At 30.8% G+C, this 16,178-nt stretch carries 18 protein-coding genes; all 18 read left to right on the plus strand.

Features of this window, described 5'->3' with window-relative positions:
• The first annotated feature begins 3 nt into the window (after nt 1–3).
• Nucleotides 4–1,056 carry a hypothetical protein gene (locus ABD011_RS01910; RefSeq protein WP_343795325.1) on the plus strand — a complete coding sequence of 351 codons (1,053 nt, stop codon included), beginning with the start codon at nt 4–6 and terminating at the stop codon, nt 1,054–1,056.
• Complete coding sequence (gene rfbB, locus ABD011_RS01915) at nt 1,037–2,101, plus strand: dTDP-glucose 4,6-dehydratase (protein ID WP_343795327.1); 1,065 nt, start codon at nt 1,037–1,039, stop codon at nt 2,099–2,101. Before ABD011_RS01910 ends, rfbB begins: the two co-directional genes overlap by 20 nt.
• A complete protein-coding gene (gene rfbA, locus ABD011_RS01920; protein WP_262732449.1) occupies nt 2,098–2,967 on the plus strand; it encodes a glucose-1-phosphate thymidylyltransferase RfbA in 870 nt (289 codons plus the stop codon). The genes rfbB and rfbA overlap by 4 nt, the downstream gene beginning before the upstream one ends.
• Entirely contained in the window at nt 2,964–3,509 is a 546-nt protein-coding gene (rfbC, locus tag ABD011_RS01925; RefSeq protein ID WP_343795332.1) for a dTDP-4-dehydrorhamnose 3,5-epimerase, read from the plus strand. Before rfbA ends, rfbC begins: the two co-directional genes overlap by 4 nt.
• Nucleotides 3,506–4,363, plus strand: coding sequence for a dTDP-4-dehydrorhamnose reductase (gene rfbD / locus ABD011_RS01930; protein WP_343795334.1), 858 nt, complete (start codon nt 3,506–3,508; stop codon nt 4,361–4,363). The genes rfbC and rfbD overlap by 4 nt, the downstream gene beginning before the upstream one ends.
• Nucleotides 4,356–5,150: a 3'(2'),5'-bisphosphate nucleotidase CysQ gene (gene cysQ, locus ABD011_RS01935; protein ID WP_343795336.1), complete on the plus strand. Its 795-nt coding sequence runs from the start codon at nt 4,356–4,358 to the stop codon at nt 5,148–5,150. The genes rfbD and cysQ overlap by 8 nt, the downstream gene beginning before the upstream one ends.
• On the plus strand, nt 5,151–5,579 hold the full coding sequence (locus tag ABD011_RS01940; RefSeq protein WP_262732445.1) for a DUF2061 domain-containing protein: 429 nt from the start codon (nt 5,151–5,153) through the stop codon (nt 5,577–5,579).
• Nucleotide 5,580: 1 nt separating this feature from the next.
• Nucleotides 5,581–6,180 (plus strand): adenylyl-sulfate kinase, encoded by a 600-nt coding sequence (gene cysC, locus ABD011_RS01945; RefSeq protein WP_343795338.1) that lies wholly within the window; start codon nt 5,581–5,583, stop codon nt 6,178–6,180.
• Nucleotides 6,177–7,082: a sulfate adenylyltransferase subunit CysD gene (gene cysD / locus ABD011_RS01950; RefSeq protein WP_131506372.1), complete on the plus strand. Its 906-nt coding sequence runs from the start codon at nt 6,177–6,179 to the stop codon at nt 7,080–7,082. Before cysC ends, cysD begins: the two co-directional genes overlap by 4 nt.
• A 64-nt stretch (nt 7,083–7,146) precedes the next feature.
• The gene (cysN, locus tag ABD011_RS01955) at nt 7,147–8,400 is read left to right on the plus strand and encodes a sulfate adenylyltransferase subunit CysN (protein ID WP_343795342.1); all 1,254 of its coding nucleotides are present in this window, start codon (nt 7,147–7,149) and stop codon (nt 8,398–8,400) included.
• Between the two features lie 15 nt (nt 8,401–8,415).
• Nucleotides 8,416–8,964, plus strand: coding sequence for a hypothetical protein (locus tag ABD011_RS01960; RefSeq protein WP_343795344.1), 549 nt, complete (start codon nt 8,416–8,418; stop codon nt 8,962–8,964).
• A gap of 83 nt (nt 8,965–9,047) precedes the next feature.
• Nucleotides 9,048–10,361: a flippase gene (locus ABD011_RS01965; protein WP_343795346.1), complete on the plus strand. Its 1,314-nt coding sequence runs from the start codon at nt 9,048–9,050 to the stop codon at nt 10,359–10,361.
• The gene (locus ABD011_RS01970) at nt 10,358–10,924 is read left to right on the plus strand and encodes an acyltransferase (RefSeq protein WP_343795348.1); all 567 of its coding nucleotides are present in this window, start codon (nt 10,358–10,360) and stop codon (nt 10,922–10,924) included. The genes ABD011_RS01965 and ABD011_RS01970 overlap by 4 nt, the downstream gene beginning before the upstream one ends.
• Complete coding sequence (locus ABD011_RS01975; protein ID WP_343795350.1) at nt 10,917–11,786, plus strand: sulfotransferase family protein; 870 nt, start codon at nt 10,917–10,919, stop codon at nt 11,784–11,786. Before ABD011_RS01970 ends, ABD011_RS01975 begins: the two co-directional genes overlap by 8 nt.
• Before the next feature lie 164 nt (nt 11,787–11,950).
• Nucleotides 11,951–13,057, plus strand: coding sequence for an O-antigen ligase family protein (locus ABD011_RS01980; RefSeq protein WP_343795352.1), 1,107 nt, complete (start codon nt 11,951–11,953; stop codon nt 13,055–13,057).
• Nucleotides 13,054–14,157 (plus strand): DUF1972 domain-containing protein, encoded by a 1,104-nt coding sequence (locus tag ABD011_RS01985; protein ID WP_343795354.1) that lies wholly within the window; start codon nt 13,054–13,056, stop codon nt 14,155–14,157. The genes ABD011_RS01980 and ABD011_RS01985 overlap by 4 nt, the downstream gene beginning before the upstream one ends.
• Nucleotides 14,141–15,367: an O-antigen ligase family protein gene (locus ABD011_RS01990; RefSeq protein ID WP_343795356.1), complete on the plus strand. Its 1,227-nt coding sequence runs from the start codon at nt 14,141–14,143 to the stop codon at nt 15,365–15,367. The genes ABD011_RS01985 and ABD011_RS01990 overlap by 17 nt, the downstream gene beginning before the upstream one ends.
• Nucleotides 15,336–16,163 carry a sulfotransferase domain-containing protein gene (locus tag ABD011_RS01995; protein ID WP_338732250.1) on the plus strand — a complete coding sequence of 276 codons (828 nt, stop codon included), beginning with the start codon at nt 15,336–15,338 and terminating at the stop codon, nt 16,161–16,163. The genes ABD011_RS01990 and ABD011_RS01995 overlap by 32 nt, the downstream gene beginning before the upstream one ends.
• Nucleotides 16,164–16,178: the final 15 nt, after the last annotated feature.

The following is a 16,178-nucleotide window of genomic DNA, read 5'->3' on the forward strand; positions in this document are numbered from 1 at the left end:
CAAATGAGTAAAAATTTACCAGAGCATACACCTTCTGAAGAAATAGATTTAATTCAAATCTTTAATATGATTGGAGGACTTTTTAGTAGGCTGTATAACTTTATAAAGTCAATTTTTAAGTCAATTTTTTCTATTTTTATTTACGCCCTTCGAGCTATAATAGTTAACTTTAAAATTATAGCAATTGTTGTAGTAATTTCAGGAGTTATTGGATTTGCATTAGAAAAAACAAGACCTGATGTTTATACGTCTCAGATGTTAGTTAAACCCTATTTTGACTCTAAATTTCAGTTAGTAACCAATATAAATTATTATAATGCACTTATTGGAGAGCGTGATCATAAGCAACTAACTGAAATATTTGGTATAAAAGGTGAAGATGCTGAAAAATTAATAAAATTTGAAATTCACCCAGGGCCTGAAAACGAAAACGACCAAATAAAACAATACGATACCTTTTTAAAAGGACTAGATAGTATTAGAGCTCAAGAAGTAGAGTTTGAGGAGTTTTTAGAGAATAGAAGTATTTATTCAGGAGATATATTTGAAATTAATGTTCAGTCATTTAAAAAGGATATTTTCAGGTCATTAGAAGATGGACTAAACTCAACTTTTACCAACACATACTCAATCAAGAAGATGGAAAAGAGAGATTCTTTGATTGCTATTAAGAAGCAAAGAATTTTGTCGTCTATTAGGGTTGTTGATTCATTAAAACAGGTATATGTGAATGTAATGGAAGAAGAGTCAAAATCCAAAGATGGCTCTTATACTACTAGAGATGGATTGTCATTCATTCAAGAGAAAACAAACACAAGAGAGTATGATCTTCTTCAAGAAGAAATAAAATTAAGAAGGGAATTAAGTGAATTAGAGTCACAAAAGGTTGAAGAGGATGTCTTTTTTGATACTTTATCTAGTTTCCAAGACGTTGGAGCAAAATATACAACAATTTGGGAGAGATATTCTTTGATTTTTCCTCTATTGGCTTTTTTGGTAATGTGTATAATTTATCAATCTGTTAAAATCATTAAATATGTCAATTCTTATGAGTGATAAAAGTATATTAATTACAGGAGGTGCTGGTTTTATAGGCTCACATGTTGTTAGGTTGTTTGTAAACAAGTATCCTAATTACAATATTTTTAATTTAGATAGTTTAACCTACGCAGGCAATCTAGAGAATTTGAAGGATGTAGAGCATAAAGAGAATTATCACTTTATTAAGGCCGATATCAATGATGAAGAAACAATTGATAGTCTTTTTCAAGAACATCAATTTGATAGTGTTATACATTTAGCTGCGGAATCTCATGTAGATAGATCTATTAAAGATCCTTTAGCATTTGTGAAAACAAATATTATTGGCACCATCAATCTTTTAAATGCCTTTAAAAAGTTGTGGAATGATGATTTTGAAGGTAAAAGATTTTATCATGTAAGTACAGATGAGGTTTATGGAACTTTAGGAGAATCAGGGTTATTTACAGAAACAACATCTTATTCCCCAAACTCACCATATTCAGCATCTAAAGCAAGTTCAGACCATTTTGTTAGGGCGTATGGGGAAACTTATAATTTGCCTTATGTAATCACGAATTGTTCTAATAATTACGGACAAAATCAATTTCCAGAAAAGCTTATTCCTCTTTTTATAAATAATATAATTAATAACAAACCATTACCTGTTTATGGCGATGGTAATTACACAAGAGATTGGTTGTATGTTGTTGATCATGCTATAGCTATTGACTTAGTTTTTCATGAGGGAAAAAATGAGGAGACATATAACATTGGAGGCTTTAATGAGTGGAAGAACATAGACCTTGTAAAATTACTGTGTAAACAAATGGATGAAAAACTTGGGAGAGAAAAAGGCACTTCTGAGAAACTTATAACTTATGTAAAAGATAGACCAGGGCACGATTTAAGATACGCTATAGACGCTAATAAAATAAATAAAGAACTTGGTTGGAAACCATCCGTTACATTTGAACAAGGATTGTCAATTACAATCGATTGGTATTTAGGCAATCAAGAATGGTTAAACCGTGTTACGACTGGAGAATATCAATCATATTATAAAAAACAATATCAATGAAAGGAATTATACTAGCCGGAGGTTCTGGTACTAGATTACACCCTTTAACACTATCTGTAAGCAAACAATTAATGCCTGTATACGATAAGCCAATGATTTATTATCCATTGTCTACTTTAATGTACTCTGGCATTAATGAAATTTTAATAATTTCAACACCTAAGGATTTACCGCTTTTTAAAGATTTATTAGGTGACGGTAAAAAGTATGGCTGTACTTTTGAATATGCTGTGCAAGAGTCGCCAAATGGCCTTGCAGAAGCTTTTATTATTGGTGAAAAATTTATTGGCAATGACAAAGTTGCCTTAATTTTAGGTGATAATATATTTTATGGAACAGGTCTCTCAAAACTTCTACAAAGCAACAATAATCCTGATGGAGGTATTATTTACGCTTATAGGGTTCATGACCCAGAGCGTTATGGCGTTGTTGAATTTGATGAAAATGGACAAGCAATATCTATAGAGGAGAAACCAAAAAAACCGAAATCCAATTTTGCTGTTCCAGGAATTTATTTTTATGACAATGAAGTCGTAAATATTGCTAAAAACATTCAACCTAGTAGCCGTGGGGAACTAGAGATTACTGATGTTAATAAAGAATACCTTAAAAGAAATAAATTAAGTGTTAGTATTTTAGACAGAGGCACAGCGTGGTTAGACACAGGAACTTTTGAATCCTTAATGCAGGCATCGCAATTTGTTGAAGTAATAGAAAATAGACAGGGTTTAAAAATTGGCTCTATTGAAGCAGCAGCTTACGAAATGGGATATATTACAGAAGAAAAGTTTAAAGCTTTAGCGAAACCACTAATGAAGAGTGGTTATGGAAAAAATCTATTAGGCTTAATAAAAAACAAAAAATGATAGCAACTAAAACAAAACTTAAAGATTGCTTTATTATTGAGCCTCGCGTTTTTCAAGACGATAGAGGATATTTTTTTGAAAGTTTTAATCAAGAAGCATTTAATAAGTTAATAGGAAAGTCTGTTAATTTTGTGCAAGACAACGAGTCTTTTTCGTCAAGAGGTGTAATAAGAGGGCTTCACTTTCAAAAAGGAGAGTTTGCTCAAGCTAAACTTGTTCGAGTTGTAAAAGGAGCTGTATTGGATGTTGCAGTAGACATAAGGAAAGAATCCCCAACATTTGGTCAACATATTTCAGTAGAACTTACAGAAAAAAACAAAAAGCAACTCTTTGTTCCAAGAGGCTTTGCCCATGGTTTTTCAGTGCTTAGTGAAACGGCAATCTTTTCATATAAATGCGACAACTTTTATAATAAAGAGTCTGAAGCTGGTATTCTATATAATGATCCCTCATTAAATATTGACTGGAAAATAAAACTAGAAGAAGCGCAATTGTCTGATAAGGACATAATTTTACCAACTATAGAAGCATATTTTAAATGATTCCTAAAATACTAGTTACTGGAAGTGGTGGACAATTGGGAAAGTGTATTAAAGACCTAGATGAAGGTTTGTTAAATATTCAATATGTAAACTCCTCGGAACTTGACATAACAAACAAGAGGCAAGTTGAATGTTTCTTCGAAAAAAACAAGTTTGATTGGTGTATTAACTGTGCGGCTTATACAGCAGTTGATAAAGCAGAATCCGATTACGAGACAGCTTTTAAGGTTAATGTTCAAGGAGCAAAAAACTTAGCAGAATCTTGTAAGGAATATAGAGTAAAGTTGGTACATGTTTCAACTGATTTTGTTTTTGATGGAGCATCCAACAAGCCTTATAAAGAGGTTGATGACACAAACCCTATTGGAGCATATGGAGATACCAAATTAGATGGAGAAAATGAAATTGCTAAAATTTTAAATGAGCACTTTATAATAAGAACCTCTTGGTTATATTCAGAACACGGAAATAATTTTTTAAAAACAATGCTTAGGCTTTCTAGAGATAGAGATCAACTAGGTGTTGTAGGCGACCAAATAGGCACACCAACCTATGCTAAAGATTTAGCTAAAGCAATTTTACACATTATTGAAAATGATCTTTCCGATTATGGGATTTACCACTATAGTAATAATGGGGTTGCTAGTTGGTATGATTTTGCAAAAGCCATTTTTGATATTACTAACTCAAGCATTCAGTTAAATAATATTACTACTGCTCAATTCCCTACACCGGCAAAACGACCTCACTTTAGTGTTTTAGATAAAACAAAAACAGAAATAACATTTAAACTAGAAATACCTTATTGGAGAGATAGTTTAATAGCTGCAATACAAAATATAAAAAATGAATAAACAGTTACAAACAGCTATAAAAGCATCATTAGAAGCAGGAAAAGTAATCATGCAAGTATATGATACAGCTTTTGATGTAGAAATAAAAGACGACAAATCACCTTTAACAGAGGCAGATAAGAAAGCTAATGATGTCATTAATTCGTACCTGATTCCTACGGGAATTCCAATAATTTCAGAAGAGAACAAACAAACAGATTATGCTGTTAGAAAAACTTGGGAAACGTGCTGGGTTGTAGATCCAGTAGATGGCACTAAAGAGTTTATAAAACGTAACGGGGAATTTACTGTTAACATAGCGTTAGTAACCAACGGAAAACCTGTTTTAGGAGTTATTTACGTGCCTGCAGTAAAAACCATCTATTTTGCTAATGTAAAAAACAACGAAGCCTTTAAGGTAGATTTAGAGTCTCATGATGCTGCTGTTGAAACGATATTAGAATTAGCCCAACCATTACAACCAAAGAATAACAATTCGGATAAAGTTGAGGTTGTTGGTAGTCGTTCGCACATGAACCAAGACACGATGGATTTTGTAGAAAGCTTGAAAGCAGATGGTAAAGAGGTTGAGATTGTATCAAAAGGAAGCTCCTTAAAGTTTTGTTTGGTAGCCGAAGGAAATGCCGATGTATATCCACGATATGCACCAACAATGGAATGGGATACTGCTGCAGGACAAGCCATTTGTAACGCTGTTGGGTTACAGGTTATTTCTAAAGAAACAAATAAACCATTAGCATACAATAAAGAAAACCTATTAAACAGCTACTTTTTAGTCAGTAAGTAAATGGCAGACGTTTCTTACAAAAGACATATTGCCAAAACCATTACATGGAGAGTTGTTGGAACAATAGATACAATAATTCTCTCTTGGATAGTTACTGGAGACCCTTTGGCAGGTCTTAAAATAGGATTCGCAGAAGTCACAACAAAATCAGTATTATACTACTTACACGAACGTGTTTGGTACAAAATTAATTTATCGAAGGATGGTGTTCTTCTTGAAAGTAGAAAACGACATATTGCCAAAACCATTACGTGGAGGTTTATAGGAACAATAGATACTATGACGTTAGCTTGGATTATTTCGGGTAATCCACTTGCTGCTTTACAAATAGGCTTCGCTGAAGTGATTACTAAAATGATATTGTATTATTTACATGAGCGTGTTTGGTATAAAATAAACTTTGGTTTAAGTAAAAGAAAAAAAGAATAAGATGAAAGAGAACATTATTCCCCATGATTATCAAATATCCATAGAAGATAGACGAAAGCAAAATGGACACAATTCTTTTTTATTATGGTTTACAGGATTATCAGGATCAGGTAAGTCTACCATCGCTAATGTGGTTGAACAGAAATTGCATCAGAACGGTATTAAAACCTTTACGCTAGATGGTGACAACATCAGAAAAGGAATTAATAAAGACTTAACCTTTGCTCCAGAAGATAGAACTGAAAATATCCGTAGAATTGCAGAAGTGGCCAATTTAATGGTTGATGCTGGTTTAGTGACACTTGCAGCTTTTGTATCACCTTACAAAAAAGATAGAGAGAACATTAGAAGTATCGTTAAAGATGTTAACTTTGTCGAAATATTTGTTAATACCAGCGTTGAAGAATGTGAAAGACGTGATGTAAAAGGGCTTTATAAAAAAGCTCGAGCTGGAGAAATAAAAAACATGACAGGAATTTCAGCGCCTTATGAAGCGCCAGAAAACCCTGATATTGAAATAAAAACAGAAAACGAATCAGTTGAAGCAGCTACGCAACGAATTGTAGATTACATAACACCAAAATTGTCAAAGCAACAATGAGTAAGTATTATTTAAATTATTTAGATGAATTAGAGAGTGAAGCAATTTTTGTTTTACGCGAAGTATGGGCACAATTTGAAAACCCAGTAATTTTATTTTCAGGAGGAAAAGATTCTATCTTGGTAACGCATTTAGCAAAAAAAGCATTCTATCCTGCTAAAATACCATTTCCATTAATGCATGTTGATACTGGTCACAATTTCCCAGAAACCATTCAGTTTAGAGATGATATTATTAAAGAATTAGGCGCGCAGCTTATTGTTGGTTCTGTACAAGAATCTATAGACGAAGGTCGTGTAGCTGAAGAAAAAGGGAAAAATGCTACGCGTAATGCACTTCAAATTACAACACTTCTTGATGCTATTGAGGCCAATAAGATAGATTGTGCTATTGGTGGTGGACGTCGTGACGAAGAAAAAGCAAGAGCCAAAGAGCGTTTCTTCTCTCATAGAGATGATTTTGGGCAATGGGATCCTAAAAACCAACGACCAGAACTGTGGAATATCTTCAATGGAAAGCATTTTGAAGGAGAACACTTTAGAGCATTTCCAATAAGTAACTGGACAGAAATGGATGTTTGGAACTATATAAAACGCGAGAATATTGCTATTCCATCATTATACTTTGCACATGAGCGTGAAGTAGTTTGGAGACAAGACTCTTGGATTCCAAATTCTGAATTTTTAGTACTAGAAGACCATGAAGAGGTGGTGACTAAAAAGATACGTTTTAGAACGTTAGGTGATATTACTATTACTGGCGGTGTAGAATCTGATGCAGATACATTAGAGAAGATTGCGGCTGAAGTTGCTGGTATGAGAAATACCGAGCGAGGAAACAGAAGTGACGATAAACGATCAGAGTCTGCTATGGAAGACCGTAAGCGTCAAGGCTACTTTTAATCAAAATTAAATAAAACATTAACTGTCATGCCAATTACATTTGGCATCTCATATAAAGAATAACATGTTAGACAACAATCAATTATTACGTTTTACAACTGCAGGAAGTGTAGATGATGGAAAAAGTACATTAATAGGGCGTTTGCTATACGATTCTAAATCTATTTTTGAAGACCAACTTGAAGCTATTGAAAACACAAGTAAGAAAAAAGGTCATGAAGGTGTAGATTTAGCACTATTTACAGACGGTTTAAGAGACGAAAGAGAGCAAGGTATTACCATTGATGTTGCTTACAGATATTTTACAACACCAAAGCGTAAATTTATTATTGCTGATACACCAGGACATATTCAATATACACGTAATATGGTTACTGGAGCATCAACAGCTAACGTAGCAACCATTTTAATTGATGCAAGACATGGTGTCATTGAGCAAACTAAAAGACACGCATTTATTGCGTCGTTATTGCAAATACCACACATTATTGTTTGTGTAAACAAAATGGATTTGGTTGATTTTTCTGAAGACGTATTCAATAAAATTGTTTCTGAGTTTGAAGAAGTATCTTCAAAAATGCTCGTTAAAGATGTTCGTTTTATACCAATGTCGGCTCTGTTAGGAGATAATGTAGTAAACAAATCAGAAAATATGCCTTGGTATCAAGGAGCACCAATGCTACATACTTTAGAAACTATGCATATTAGTAGTGATATTAATAAAGTAGATGCACGTTTTCCTGTACAAACTGTAATAAGACCACAACGTGAAGGGTTTATAGATTATAGAGGTTATGCAGGTCGTGTAGCAAGTGGCATTTTAAGAAAAGGTGATGAGGTTACTGTGATGCCTTCAGGTTTTACTTCAAAAGTAAAAAGTATCAATCTTCATGATAAAGAATTAGAAGAAGCTTATGCACCAATGTCAGTTTCTATTACCTTAGAAGACGATATAGACATTAGTCGAGGTGATATGATTGTGCGTTCAAACAATAAACCAGAGCCTTCTCAGGACATTGAGGTGATGTTATGCTGGTTAAATAATAGTGCAGCTAAACCTAGAGCAAAATATACTATTAAGCATACTTCTAACGATCAAAAAGCGATGATTAAAGAAGTGGTTTACAAATACGATATAAATACTTTAGAACGTAATAGTGAAGATAGTGATTTAGCAATGAATGATATTGCTAAAGTTAAAATACGTACTACAAAGCCGTTAATGATTGATGCTTACAGAGAAAACAGAACTACTGGAAGTATTATTTTAGTAGATGATGCAACAAATGAGACCGTTGCTGCAGGAATGATAGTTTAATCTAATAAATGAATTATGAATAAAAGAATATTTACTATTGTAACAGCTCTATTTTTAGTCATCTTTTCTTGTAAAGAAAAGAAAGAGTCGAATAAAGAAGATGTAGGTCCTTCTCAAGAGATTACAAAAGAAAAAGACAGACCTTTTTTTTCTTTTAAGTTAGATGCTGAAATTAAAAGTGATGACAAAATAGTTTTTTACTACTTAACTCCTGAAACCCAACAAATATCTAAAAAGCAGTCGTTAGAAAAAGAAGTTTTAGGCTCAAATGGTAATCAATCAATAAATTTCAATTTACCAGAAGAAATCCTTCCAACGAGAATTTTAGTGAAGTTTGGAGAGAATGGAGATCAAGTCTTAAAAATAAACAAAGTATCTTTAAGCTATGGGGATAATAAAATAGATGTACCTGATAGTTTGTTCTACCAGTTTTTTACACATAATAAGGCAGCATTGTATAACAAAGAGAATAACTCTATTAAAGCAATTAAAAACGAAAAACAGAAACCAATGTTTTTTTCAAGAAAGGCTTTAGAGAATAAAATTGATCTTAATTTTTTCTAAAAGAAGATACTTTACAGTTAAACCTTTAAAGAAATATGTTCTTTTAGTTAGCTGTATTTTTTTAGAGTTAACTGATAGTTACTATGATAACTAAAATAAAAAACAAAGCTAATAAGCTTCTTGCAATATTTGATTTAGAAAAGCTTTTTGTCAATTCTGGAAATGTATTTTTAAGAAGAGTTTTAGGTTTAGTTTTAAGTTTTTTATGGATAATGCTAACCACAAATCTATTTGGAGCTGAAGTCTTCGGGTTGGTATCTTTAGGGCAAATGTTTATTAGTTTTGGGGCAATGTTTTTTGGTTTAGGGTTGGACACAGCAATTGTTAAGTTAGGGTCAACCCATGATCACTATTTTAAAGGGGTACTTCAGTCTAACTTTTTAAAGAAGTCTATTATCTTAACTTTTGTAGCATCATTAATCTTTGGTGTTTTACTTTATTTTTTTAAAGATTTAATTGCCATAAAAGTATTTAACAATCAAAAATTTTCAAACTATTTACTTTATATAAGTATTTTCTTTTTTATGTTTGTTTTACATAAAACAACGGCTAGTTTTTTGACAGTACAAGAAAAGTTCACAAAATTTGGAAACTACTATTTCTTTTTTCCAAACTTGTTAATTTTAATTTGTGTATTAATTGCATACCAATTTAAACTTCCTGGTTATTATATAATATTAGGGTTTTTACTCTCTTATGGTATATTTGGGTTAATTCTACTTTTTTCTTTTTTTAATATACCATTAAATATAAAAAAGAATATTAGTTATAAGTCAATTCTAAATTTATCTATGCCAATGATGATTAGTGCTTCTTTTTTGTTTATTTCAAATTGGACCGACACTTTTATGTTAGGCGCTATGGTAAGTAAGAGTGAGTTAGGGGTTTATAATGTTGCTTTTAAACTAGCGTCTTTAGCTCTTATAATAATTGCTTCCGTTAACACTGTTCTTGCGCCAAAAATAGCTAAATTATTTTCAGATAATAATATAGAAGGAATTAAAATAGAAGTTCAAAAAGCAACAAAATTAATTACATGGGTAGCGTTTCCATTAGTAATGATATTAATTTTGTTTAGAACAAAAATCTTATTACTTTTTGGAGATGAGTTTGTAATAGGAAGTCAAACATTAGTTATCATTTCACTGGGAATGCTTTTTAATGCAATGTCAGGAAGTGTTGGTCAAGTGTTGAATATGACAAATAATCAAAAACAGTTTAGAAACTTTACATTAATTAGTGCATTTATAAATGTTATATTAAATTTTTATTTAATAAAAAGCTCAGGTATTAAAGGCGCTGCGATAGCTAGTCTATTATCAAGTATGATAATTAATATACTATGCATCATTTATATTAAAAGAAAATATGGATTTTATGCCTTTTTTAAATTATGATATATTTCACTCATAAACTAAGATTTAAGTTAAAGAGAAGATTGAATACTTTATGGTTTAAGGTGTTTAATTATGGTTTAGTTAAATTAGAAAAAGGAGCTTATGTTGATTGTAGAGTTAGTGCTCAACCATTTTATTTAGAAAATGAAAAGCTATTTATCCACTTAAAAGAGAATGCAGGAATCAAACATGATGTTATAATTCAAGGTAGTGGTAAGTTAGTTTTAGGTAAGAATTCATACATAAGTTCTTATTCAGTAATTGGCGTTAATGAACATGTTGAGATAGGCGATAATGTTATGATTGCTGATGGTGTATCAATAAGAGACACTAATCATAATTTTTCTAACACCCAAAAACTTATGATTCAACAAGGGTTTAATACTTCTCCAGTTTTTATTAAGAACAATGTTTGGATAGGGTATGGAGTTGTTATAACTAAGGGAGTTATAATAAATGAAGGAGCAATAATAGGGGCTAATTCTGTGGTAACCAAGGAGGTTCCAGAAAACGCAATCGTTGCAGGAGTGCCTGCTAAAATTATAAAATATAGAGATGAATAAAATTGATTTTTTCTGTATAGGCACACAAAAAGGAGGGACTACAACGCTTCATGACATATTAAGCCAGCATCCAGACTTATGTTTACCAAGTAAAAAAGAAACTCATTTTTTTTCAAATGAAAGTTTTTATGCTAAAGGTAAAGACTATTATATTAATAACTATTTTAAAGAAAGGGACGAATCAAAGTTCATTGGAGAGGTTGACCCAGAGTATTCTTACTTCAAAGACTCTGCTAAGCGTATATATGAAACTTTTGGTCAGACTAAAATTCTATTTATAATTAGAAACCCTATAGATAGAGCATACTCTCATTATCTTATGACTAAAAGAAGAGGATTAGAAAGCTTAACTTTTGAAAAAGCCTTAAGTTTAGAAAAAGATCGTATAAAAACCGATTCAGATGCGATGCATTATAGTTATCTTTCTAGGGGTTATTATTTAAATCAAATATTAGCTTTTGAAAAATATTTCGGCATTGATAATATTAAAATAGTACTTTTTGAAGACTTTATCAAGAATACAGAGAAAAGTATTAACGAGATTTCTGACTTTATAGGGCTTCCAAAGTATTCTTATGATACTAGTAGAATAAGTAACCCTGCATCATCTCCTAGATTTAAAAAAATACAAAAGTTTATATATAAAGATAATGTCATTAAGAAATTAATAGGAAAGTTTATAAAATCTAGAGATTTTAAAAGAAAAATTATGCAATCTTTAGAGTCACTTAACTTAAAAGAGGGAAAAAAAGATAGATTATCTTTAGAAAGTAAGAAAGAATTTTTTTCAAAGTACTATATTGAAGAAGTTGAAATGCTAGAAAAAAAGCTTGAATTAAACTTATCAATTTGGAAAGAATAACGAGTATTAAAATATCAAAAGATAAACTTTTAGCAGTAATGTTTTTTTTATTACTGTATTTTTTTAATTCAAAAACAGGAGTTGAATTAAAATTTATAGTCTTATTTTTTTTTAGCGCCTACTTTTTTTTAAAAAGATTTAAGGTATATACTGACTTTTTAAATATGATATTACCACTGATAGCTATTTTTATTATAGCTTTATTTAGCTCAGTGTTTTACAATCCTCAATTTTATGATATTATAAAAGACACCTTATATTTAACAAAGCCAATAATAGCTATTTGTTTTGGGTGTTATTTTGTGCAAATGTTCAATAATAAAAGATTTATTTTAAAAGCCTTAGTGCTTATTTGTTTTATTACATCCATTATTCATATCTTAACTATCATAATATTTTTAAAAGGAGAATGGGATACAGCTTTAATTAGATATATTGGAGGGAAGGGTAGTGATTTTGAGGCTTTTATTTTTAGTGTTTTTGTAGTTTTTCTGAGAAAGAAAGAGTTTGATTTGTTTTCTAAAAGATTTAAAAGGTGGTTTATTGTTGTTGTTTTTATTTCAATCACACTATACTTATCTCGAACTACATTTATTGCTTTGGCTATCTTTTTAATATCTTTTTATGGATTTACTCAAATAAATAAAAAACAAGTCATTTACTTAATCGGAGTGTTTGCATTTTTTGTGACATTTATGGTGTCCCTACAGTTTATGGATATTGATCGACAAGCAACAGGAATCGAATCTTTTTTTTATAAACTACAAATGGCTCCTTCAGAGATTTTTGATTCTGAAATAGATACTTCTGACCACAGCCAGCTTTGGGATGGTTGGAGGGCTTACGAAGCCAAAAAAGCATTTGATACGATGGGCAACGAAGGTAGCCTGTTACCTTACATTTCCGGAATGGGTTTAGGAGGATTAGTAGATTTAGGGTTTGAAGCTCCATTAGGAGAATCGGATTTACAATTTATTCCCCATATCCATAATGGCTATGTATATGTGATTTTTAAATCAGGTGTATTAGGTCTTTTATTTTTGTTGTTCTGGTTACATTCATTATATGCAGGTATTTATAAAAGCACACCTGCTTATGAGAGTATAATGTTTAATAGGATAATTTCAGGATTGGGTATGTATCTTACTTTTTCTACGTTAGTAATAACAGGAATTTATAATATGGGTTATACCTTAGCCATTTTATTAGGTTTAATGCTTGGGTTAAAGATTAAAAAGGAAAGTTTACTTTTAAAGAATAAGCATATATGAAAATAGGGATTTTAGGGACAAGAGGGATACCTAATCATCATGGTGGCTTTGAACAGTTTGCGGAGTTTTTTGCTGTTTATGCTCAAAAAGAAGGCCATGATGTATTTGTATATAACTCTCATAACCATCCGTATCAAGAAAAAAAATATAAGGACGTTACCTTAATTCATTGTTATGATCCAGAAAACAAAATAGGAACAGTAGGACAGTTTATTTATGACTTAAACTGCATAAAAGATGCAAGAAAAAGAAACTTTGACATTATATTGCAATTAGGGTATACGAGTAGTTCGGTTTGGGGAAGGTTTCTTCCTAAAAAAGCAACAATAGTTACAAATATGGATGGTTTGGAATGGAAAAGAAGCAAATATTCTAAAAAAGTTCAAAAGTTTTTAATGTATGCTGAAAAATGGGCTATTAAAACAAGTGACTATTTAATTTCAGACTCAATAGGAATTCAAGATTATATAAAGACAAAGTATGATGTAACATCTAAATTTATAGCCTACGGTTCTAGTATCTTTTCGCCTTCAAATGAAAAAATTATTGCTAATTATGATTTGATTCCTAATGAATATTTTGTGTTAATAGCAAGAATGGAACCTGAAAACAATATAGAAATGATATTGGATGGTTTTGTGAAAAGCAATTCTAAAAAAACCTTTTGTGTAGTAGGTAATGCCGAAACAACTATTTTTGGAAGATATTTAAAAGAGAAGTTTTCTAAAAACAAAAACATTCGTTTTATAGGAGCTGTATATGATTTAAATTTTTTAAATCATTTAAGGTGTTACTGTCAGTTGTATTTTCATGGCCATTCAGTTGGAGGTACAAACCCATCTTTATTAGAGGCTATGGGTTCTAGAGCTTTAATTGCTGCACATAAAAATGTATTCAACAAAGCTATTTTAGAAGAAGACGCATTCTATTTTAAATCTGCAGATGAGGTATCAAATTTAATGACATCAATTAACAAACAAGATAATCTAATTAAAATAGAGAACAATATTTCTAAAATTAGAGAAAAATATAATTGGCCAATAATAAATGAGCAGTATTTAGACTATTTAATTCAGTGTCGTAATGATCAACATAACTAAATCTTGGGATTCAGGGTTTTTTGGAGTGAGTTTGTTATTGCTTGTTTCTATTCCATTTGGGTATTTTTTTAGTAGCCTAACTTTTGTTATTTGGGCTATATACTCTTTTGTTTGGATTATAAAAGAAAGAAAGTTTAGTTTCAATAAGCTAGCTTTACCTTTGTTGTTTTTTTCTGTTCTCTTTTTTATCTCTTTGTTGTGGTCTCAAGATTTGAGCTCAACATTGCATGGTATTGGCAGGCAACTTCCTTTATTTGTGTTTGCCCTTGTTGGTGTTTTTTTACCTGAGATATCAGAACAAAAATTTCGATTAATGCTTAAAAAATATGCTGTTTTATTATGTGTTTTAGGAGTTATACTGTTCTTAATGGCCATACTAAAGTACCAAAAATACCAATATAGAAATTTCCTGTTTTATCATGATTTGGTATCTCCTTTAAATTTAAACGCCATCTATGTTTCATATATTATTTCTTCAATTTTTTTGTTTAAATTAAATACATTAAGAAAAGGCATTAAAGATTTTACTATCGTATCTTTTTTATTTATTTTCTTGGTTTTTTTAAGTTCAAAAACGATACTTTTTACTACTATTTTGACCAGTTTGGGAATTATTTTTTTTAGAATAAAAAGTAAGTTTTTAAAGGCTTTGAGTTTATTGGTGGTAGTGCTTTTAACTTTAAGCGCTCTTGTTTTTGTTAAGCCGCTTCAAAATAGATTTACGAGTGAGTTTGGTACTTCCTATATCGAGATTTTCAAAAATGAATCATTTAAAAAAGGACGAGTATATACAGGGCTTGAAGCTAGGCTTCTTCAAATTAGAGTGTTCAAAGAAATTGTTGATAGACCTTTTGAATATGTATTTGGTGTTGGTCTTGATGCTTCAGAAAAAGAGATAGAAGTAATACATAAACGCCTAAATACACCTGAAGTTTTTCAATCTTATAATTTCCACAATCAATATATACAGGTTTTAACAGAATTAGGCTTAATAGGGTTTATTTTGTTTGTATTAGTTTTGATAATTTTAGTAAAAAAAAGCGCATACCTTAATTTTGTTTTTCCGTTTACCGTTATTACTATAGCTTTGTTTTTTACAGAGTCTGTATTATGGAGGCAAAGAGGAATTATGTTTTTTGGATTAATGTATATTTTAATAATGTCAATAAATAATTGTAATGAAGGCAAGCAACAAATATCAAAAATATAAATATTATATTTTAAAGAAAAAGGAAATCTTTTTACATGGATTACAAAAATCTCAAAAATTAGGAAGAGAAATTGGACCTAAAGTTGTATTAAATTCATTACCTAAGTCAGGAACACACCTTCTAGAGAGTTTGTTTTTCCAATTACCATTAATGAGGCATTGTGGAAAAAGAACACTTAAAATAGAAACACAAAATCCAATAGAGTCTAAACTACCAACTATATCATCATTAAAAAAAGGACAATTTTTGCTGTCTCATATGCAATATCATGATTCTATATTAAAAACAGCAAACAACAATGATGTAAAAATAATTCACCTTGTACGAGACCCAAGAGATGTACTTTTATCTCATTTGAACTACATAGAAAAAATGGATACGACACAAAAGTCTCACAAATTTATTAAGCAATATGATACCAGGTTAGATAAGCTAAAAGCAATGATTGAAGGAAATAAAGACGTATTAGAACCTTTTCCTGAAGTGTTAAATAAGTTTCAAACCTGGAAGGATCAACAAGAAGTTTTGTGTGTGAAATTCGAGCATCTTATTGGACCTAATGGAGGTGGGGACAAACAAAAACAAATAGAGGCTGTAAATAAAATATCTCAATTCATTTCAGTTGAAATTGAAGATAAAGAACTAAATAACATTTGTGACAATATTTTCTCTTCAAAAAGCTCGACGTTTAACAAAGGAAAAATAGGAAATTGGAAAAATGTTTTGAATGATGAAGAAAAAGAGTGGCTTAATACTTCTATTAAGGCTCAAATAAAGAATTATGGCTACGACTAGATAGGCTATAAACAC

This window comes from Gaetbulibacter jejuensis (assembly GCF_039524015.1).
GTDB classification, from domain to species: Bacteria; Bacteroidota; Bacteroidia; order Flavobacteriales; family Flavobacteriaceae; genus Gaetbulibacter_B; species Gaetbulibacter_B jejuensis.

What these genes read in the sequence shown, in the direction of transcription:
- ABD011_RS01910 (WP_343795325.1), top strand. Translation starts at nt 4, where the DNA reads ATGAGTAAAAATTTACCAGAGCATACACCTTCTGAAGAAATAGATTTA.
- rfbB (WP_343795327.1), top strand. Translation starts at nt 1,037, where the DNA reads ATGTCAATTCTTATGAGTGATAAAAGTATATTAATTACAGGAGGTGCT.
- rfbA (WP_262732449.1), top strand. Translation starts at nt 2,098, where the DNA reads ATGAAAGGAATTATACTAGCCGGAGGTTCTGGTACTAGATTACACCCT.
- rfbC (WP_343795332.1), top strand. Translation starts at nt 2,964, where the DNA reads ATGATAGCAACTAAAACAAAACTTAAAGATTGCTTTATTATTGAGCCT.
- rfbD (WP_343795334.1), top strand. Translation starts at nt 3,506, where the DNA reads ATGATTCCTAAAATACTAGTTACTGGAAGTGGTGGACAATTGGGAAAG.
- cysQ (WP_343795336.1), top strand. Translation starts at nt 4,356, where the DNA reads ATGAATAAACAGTTACAAACAGCTATAAAAGCATCATTAGAAGCAGGA.
- ABD011_RS01940 (WP_262732445.1), top strand. Translation starts at nt 5,151, where the DNA reads ATGGCAGACGTTTCTTACAAAAGACATATTGCCAAAACCATTACATGG.
- cysC (WP_343795338.1), top strand. Translation starts at nt 5,581, where the DNA reads ATGAAAGAGAACATTATTCCCCATGATTATCAAATATCCATAGAAGAT.
- cysD (WP_131506372.1), top strand. Translation starts at nt 6,177, where the DNA reads ATGAGTAAGTATTATTTAAATTATTTAGATGAATTAGAGAGTGAAGCA.
- cysN (WP_343795342.1), top strand. Translation starts at nt 7,147, where the DNA reads ATGTTAGACAACAATCAATTATTACGTTTTACAACTGCAGGAAGTGTA.
- ABD011_RS01960 (WP_343795344.1), top strand. Translation starts at nt 8,416, where the DNA reads ATGAATAAAAGAATATTTACTATTGTAACAGCTCTATTTTTAGTCATC.
- ABD011_RS01965 (WP_343795346.1), top strand. Translation starts at nt 9,048, where the DNA reads ATGATAACTAAAATAAAAAACAAAGCTAATAAGCTTCTTGCAATATTT.
- ABD011_RS01970 (WP_343795348.1), top strand. Translation starts at nt 10,358, where the DNA reads ATGATATATTTCACTCATAAACTAAGATTTAAGTTAAAGAGAAGATTG.
- ABD011_RS01975 (WP_343795350.1), top strand. Translation starts at nt 10,917, where the DNA reads ATGAATAAAATTGATTTTTTCTGTATAGGCACACAAAAAGGAGGGACT.
- ABD011_RS01980 (WP_343795352.1), top strand. Translation starts at nt 11,951, where the DNA reads ATGATATTACCACTGATAGCTATTTTTATTATAGCTTTATTTAGCTCA.
- ABD011_RS01985 (WP_343795354.1), top strand. Translation starts at nt 13,054, where the DNA reads ATGAAAATAGGGATTTTAGGGACAAGAGGGATACCTAATCATCATGGT.
- ABD011_RS01990 (WP_343795356.1), top strand. Translation starts at nt 14,141, where the DNA reads ATGATCAACATAACTAAATCTTGGGATTCAGGGTTTTTTGGAGTGAGT.
- ABD011_RS01995 (WP_338732250.1), top strand. Translation starts at nt 15,336, where the DNA reads ATGAAGGCAAGCAACAAATATCAAAAATATAAATATTATATTTTAAAG.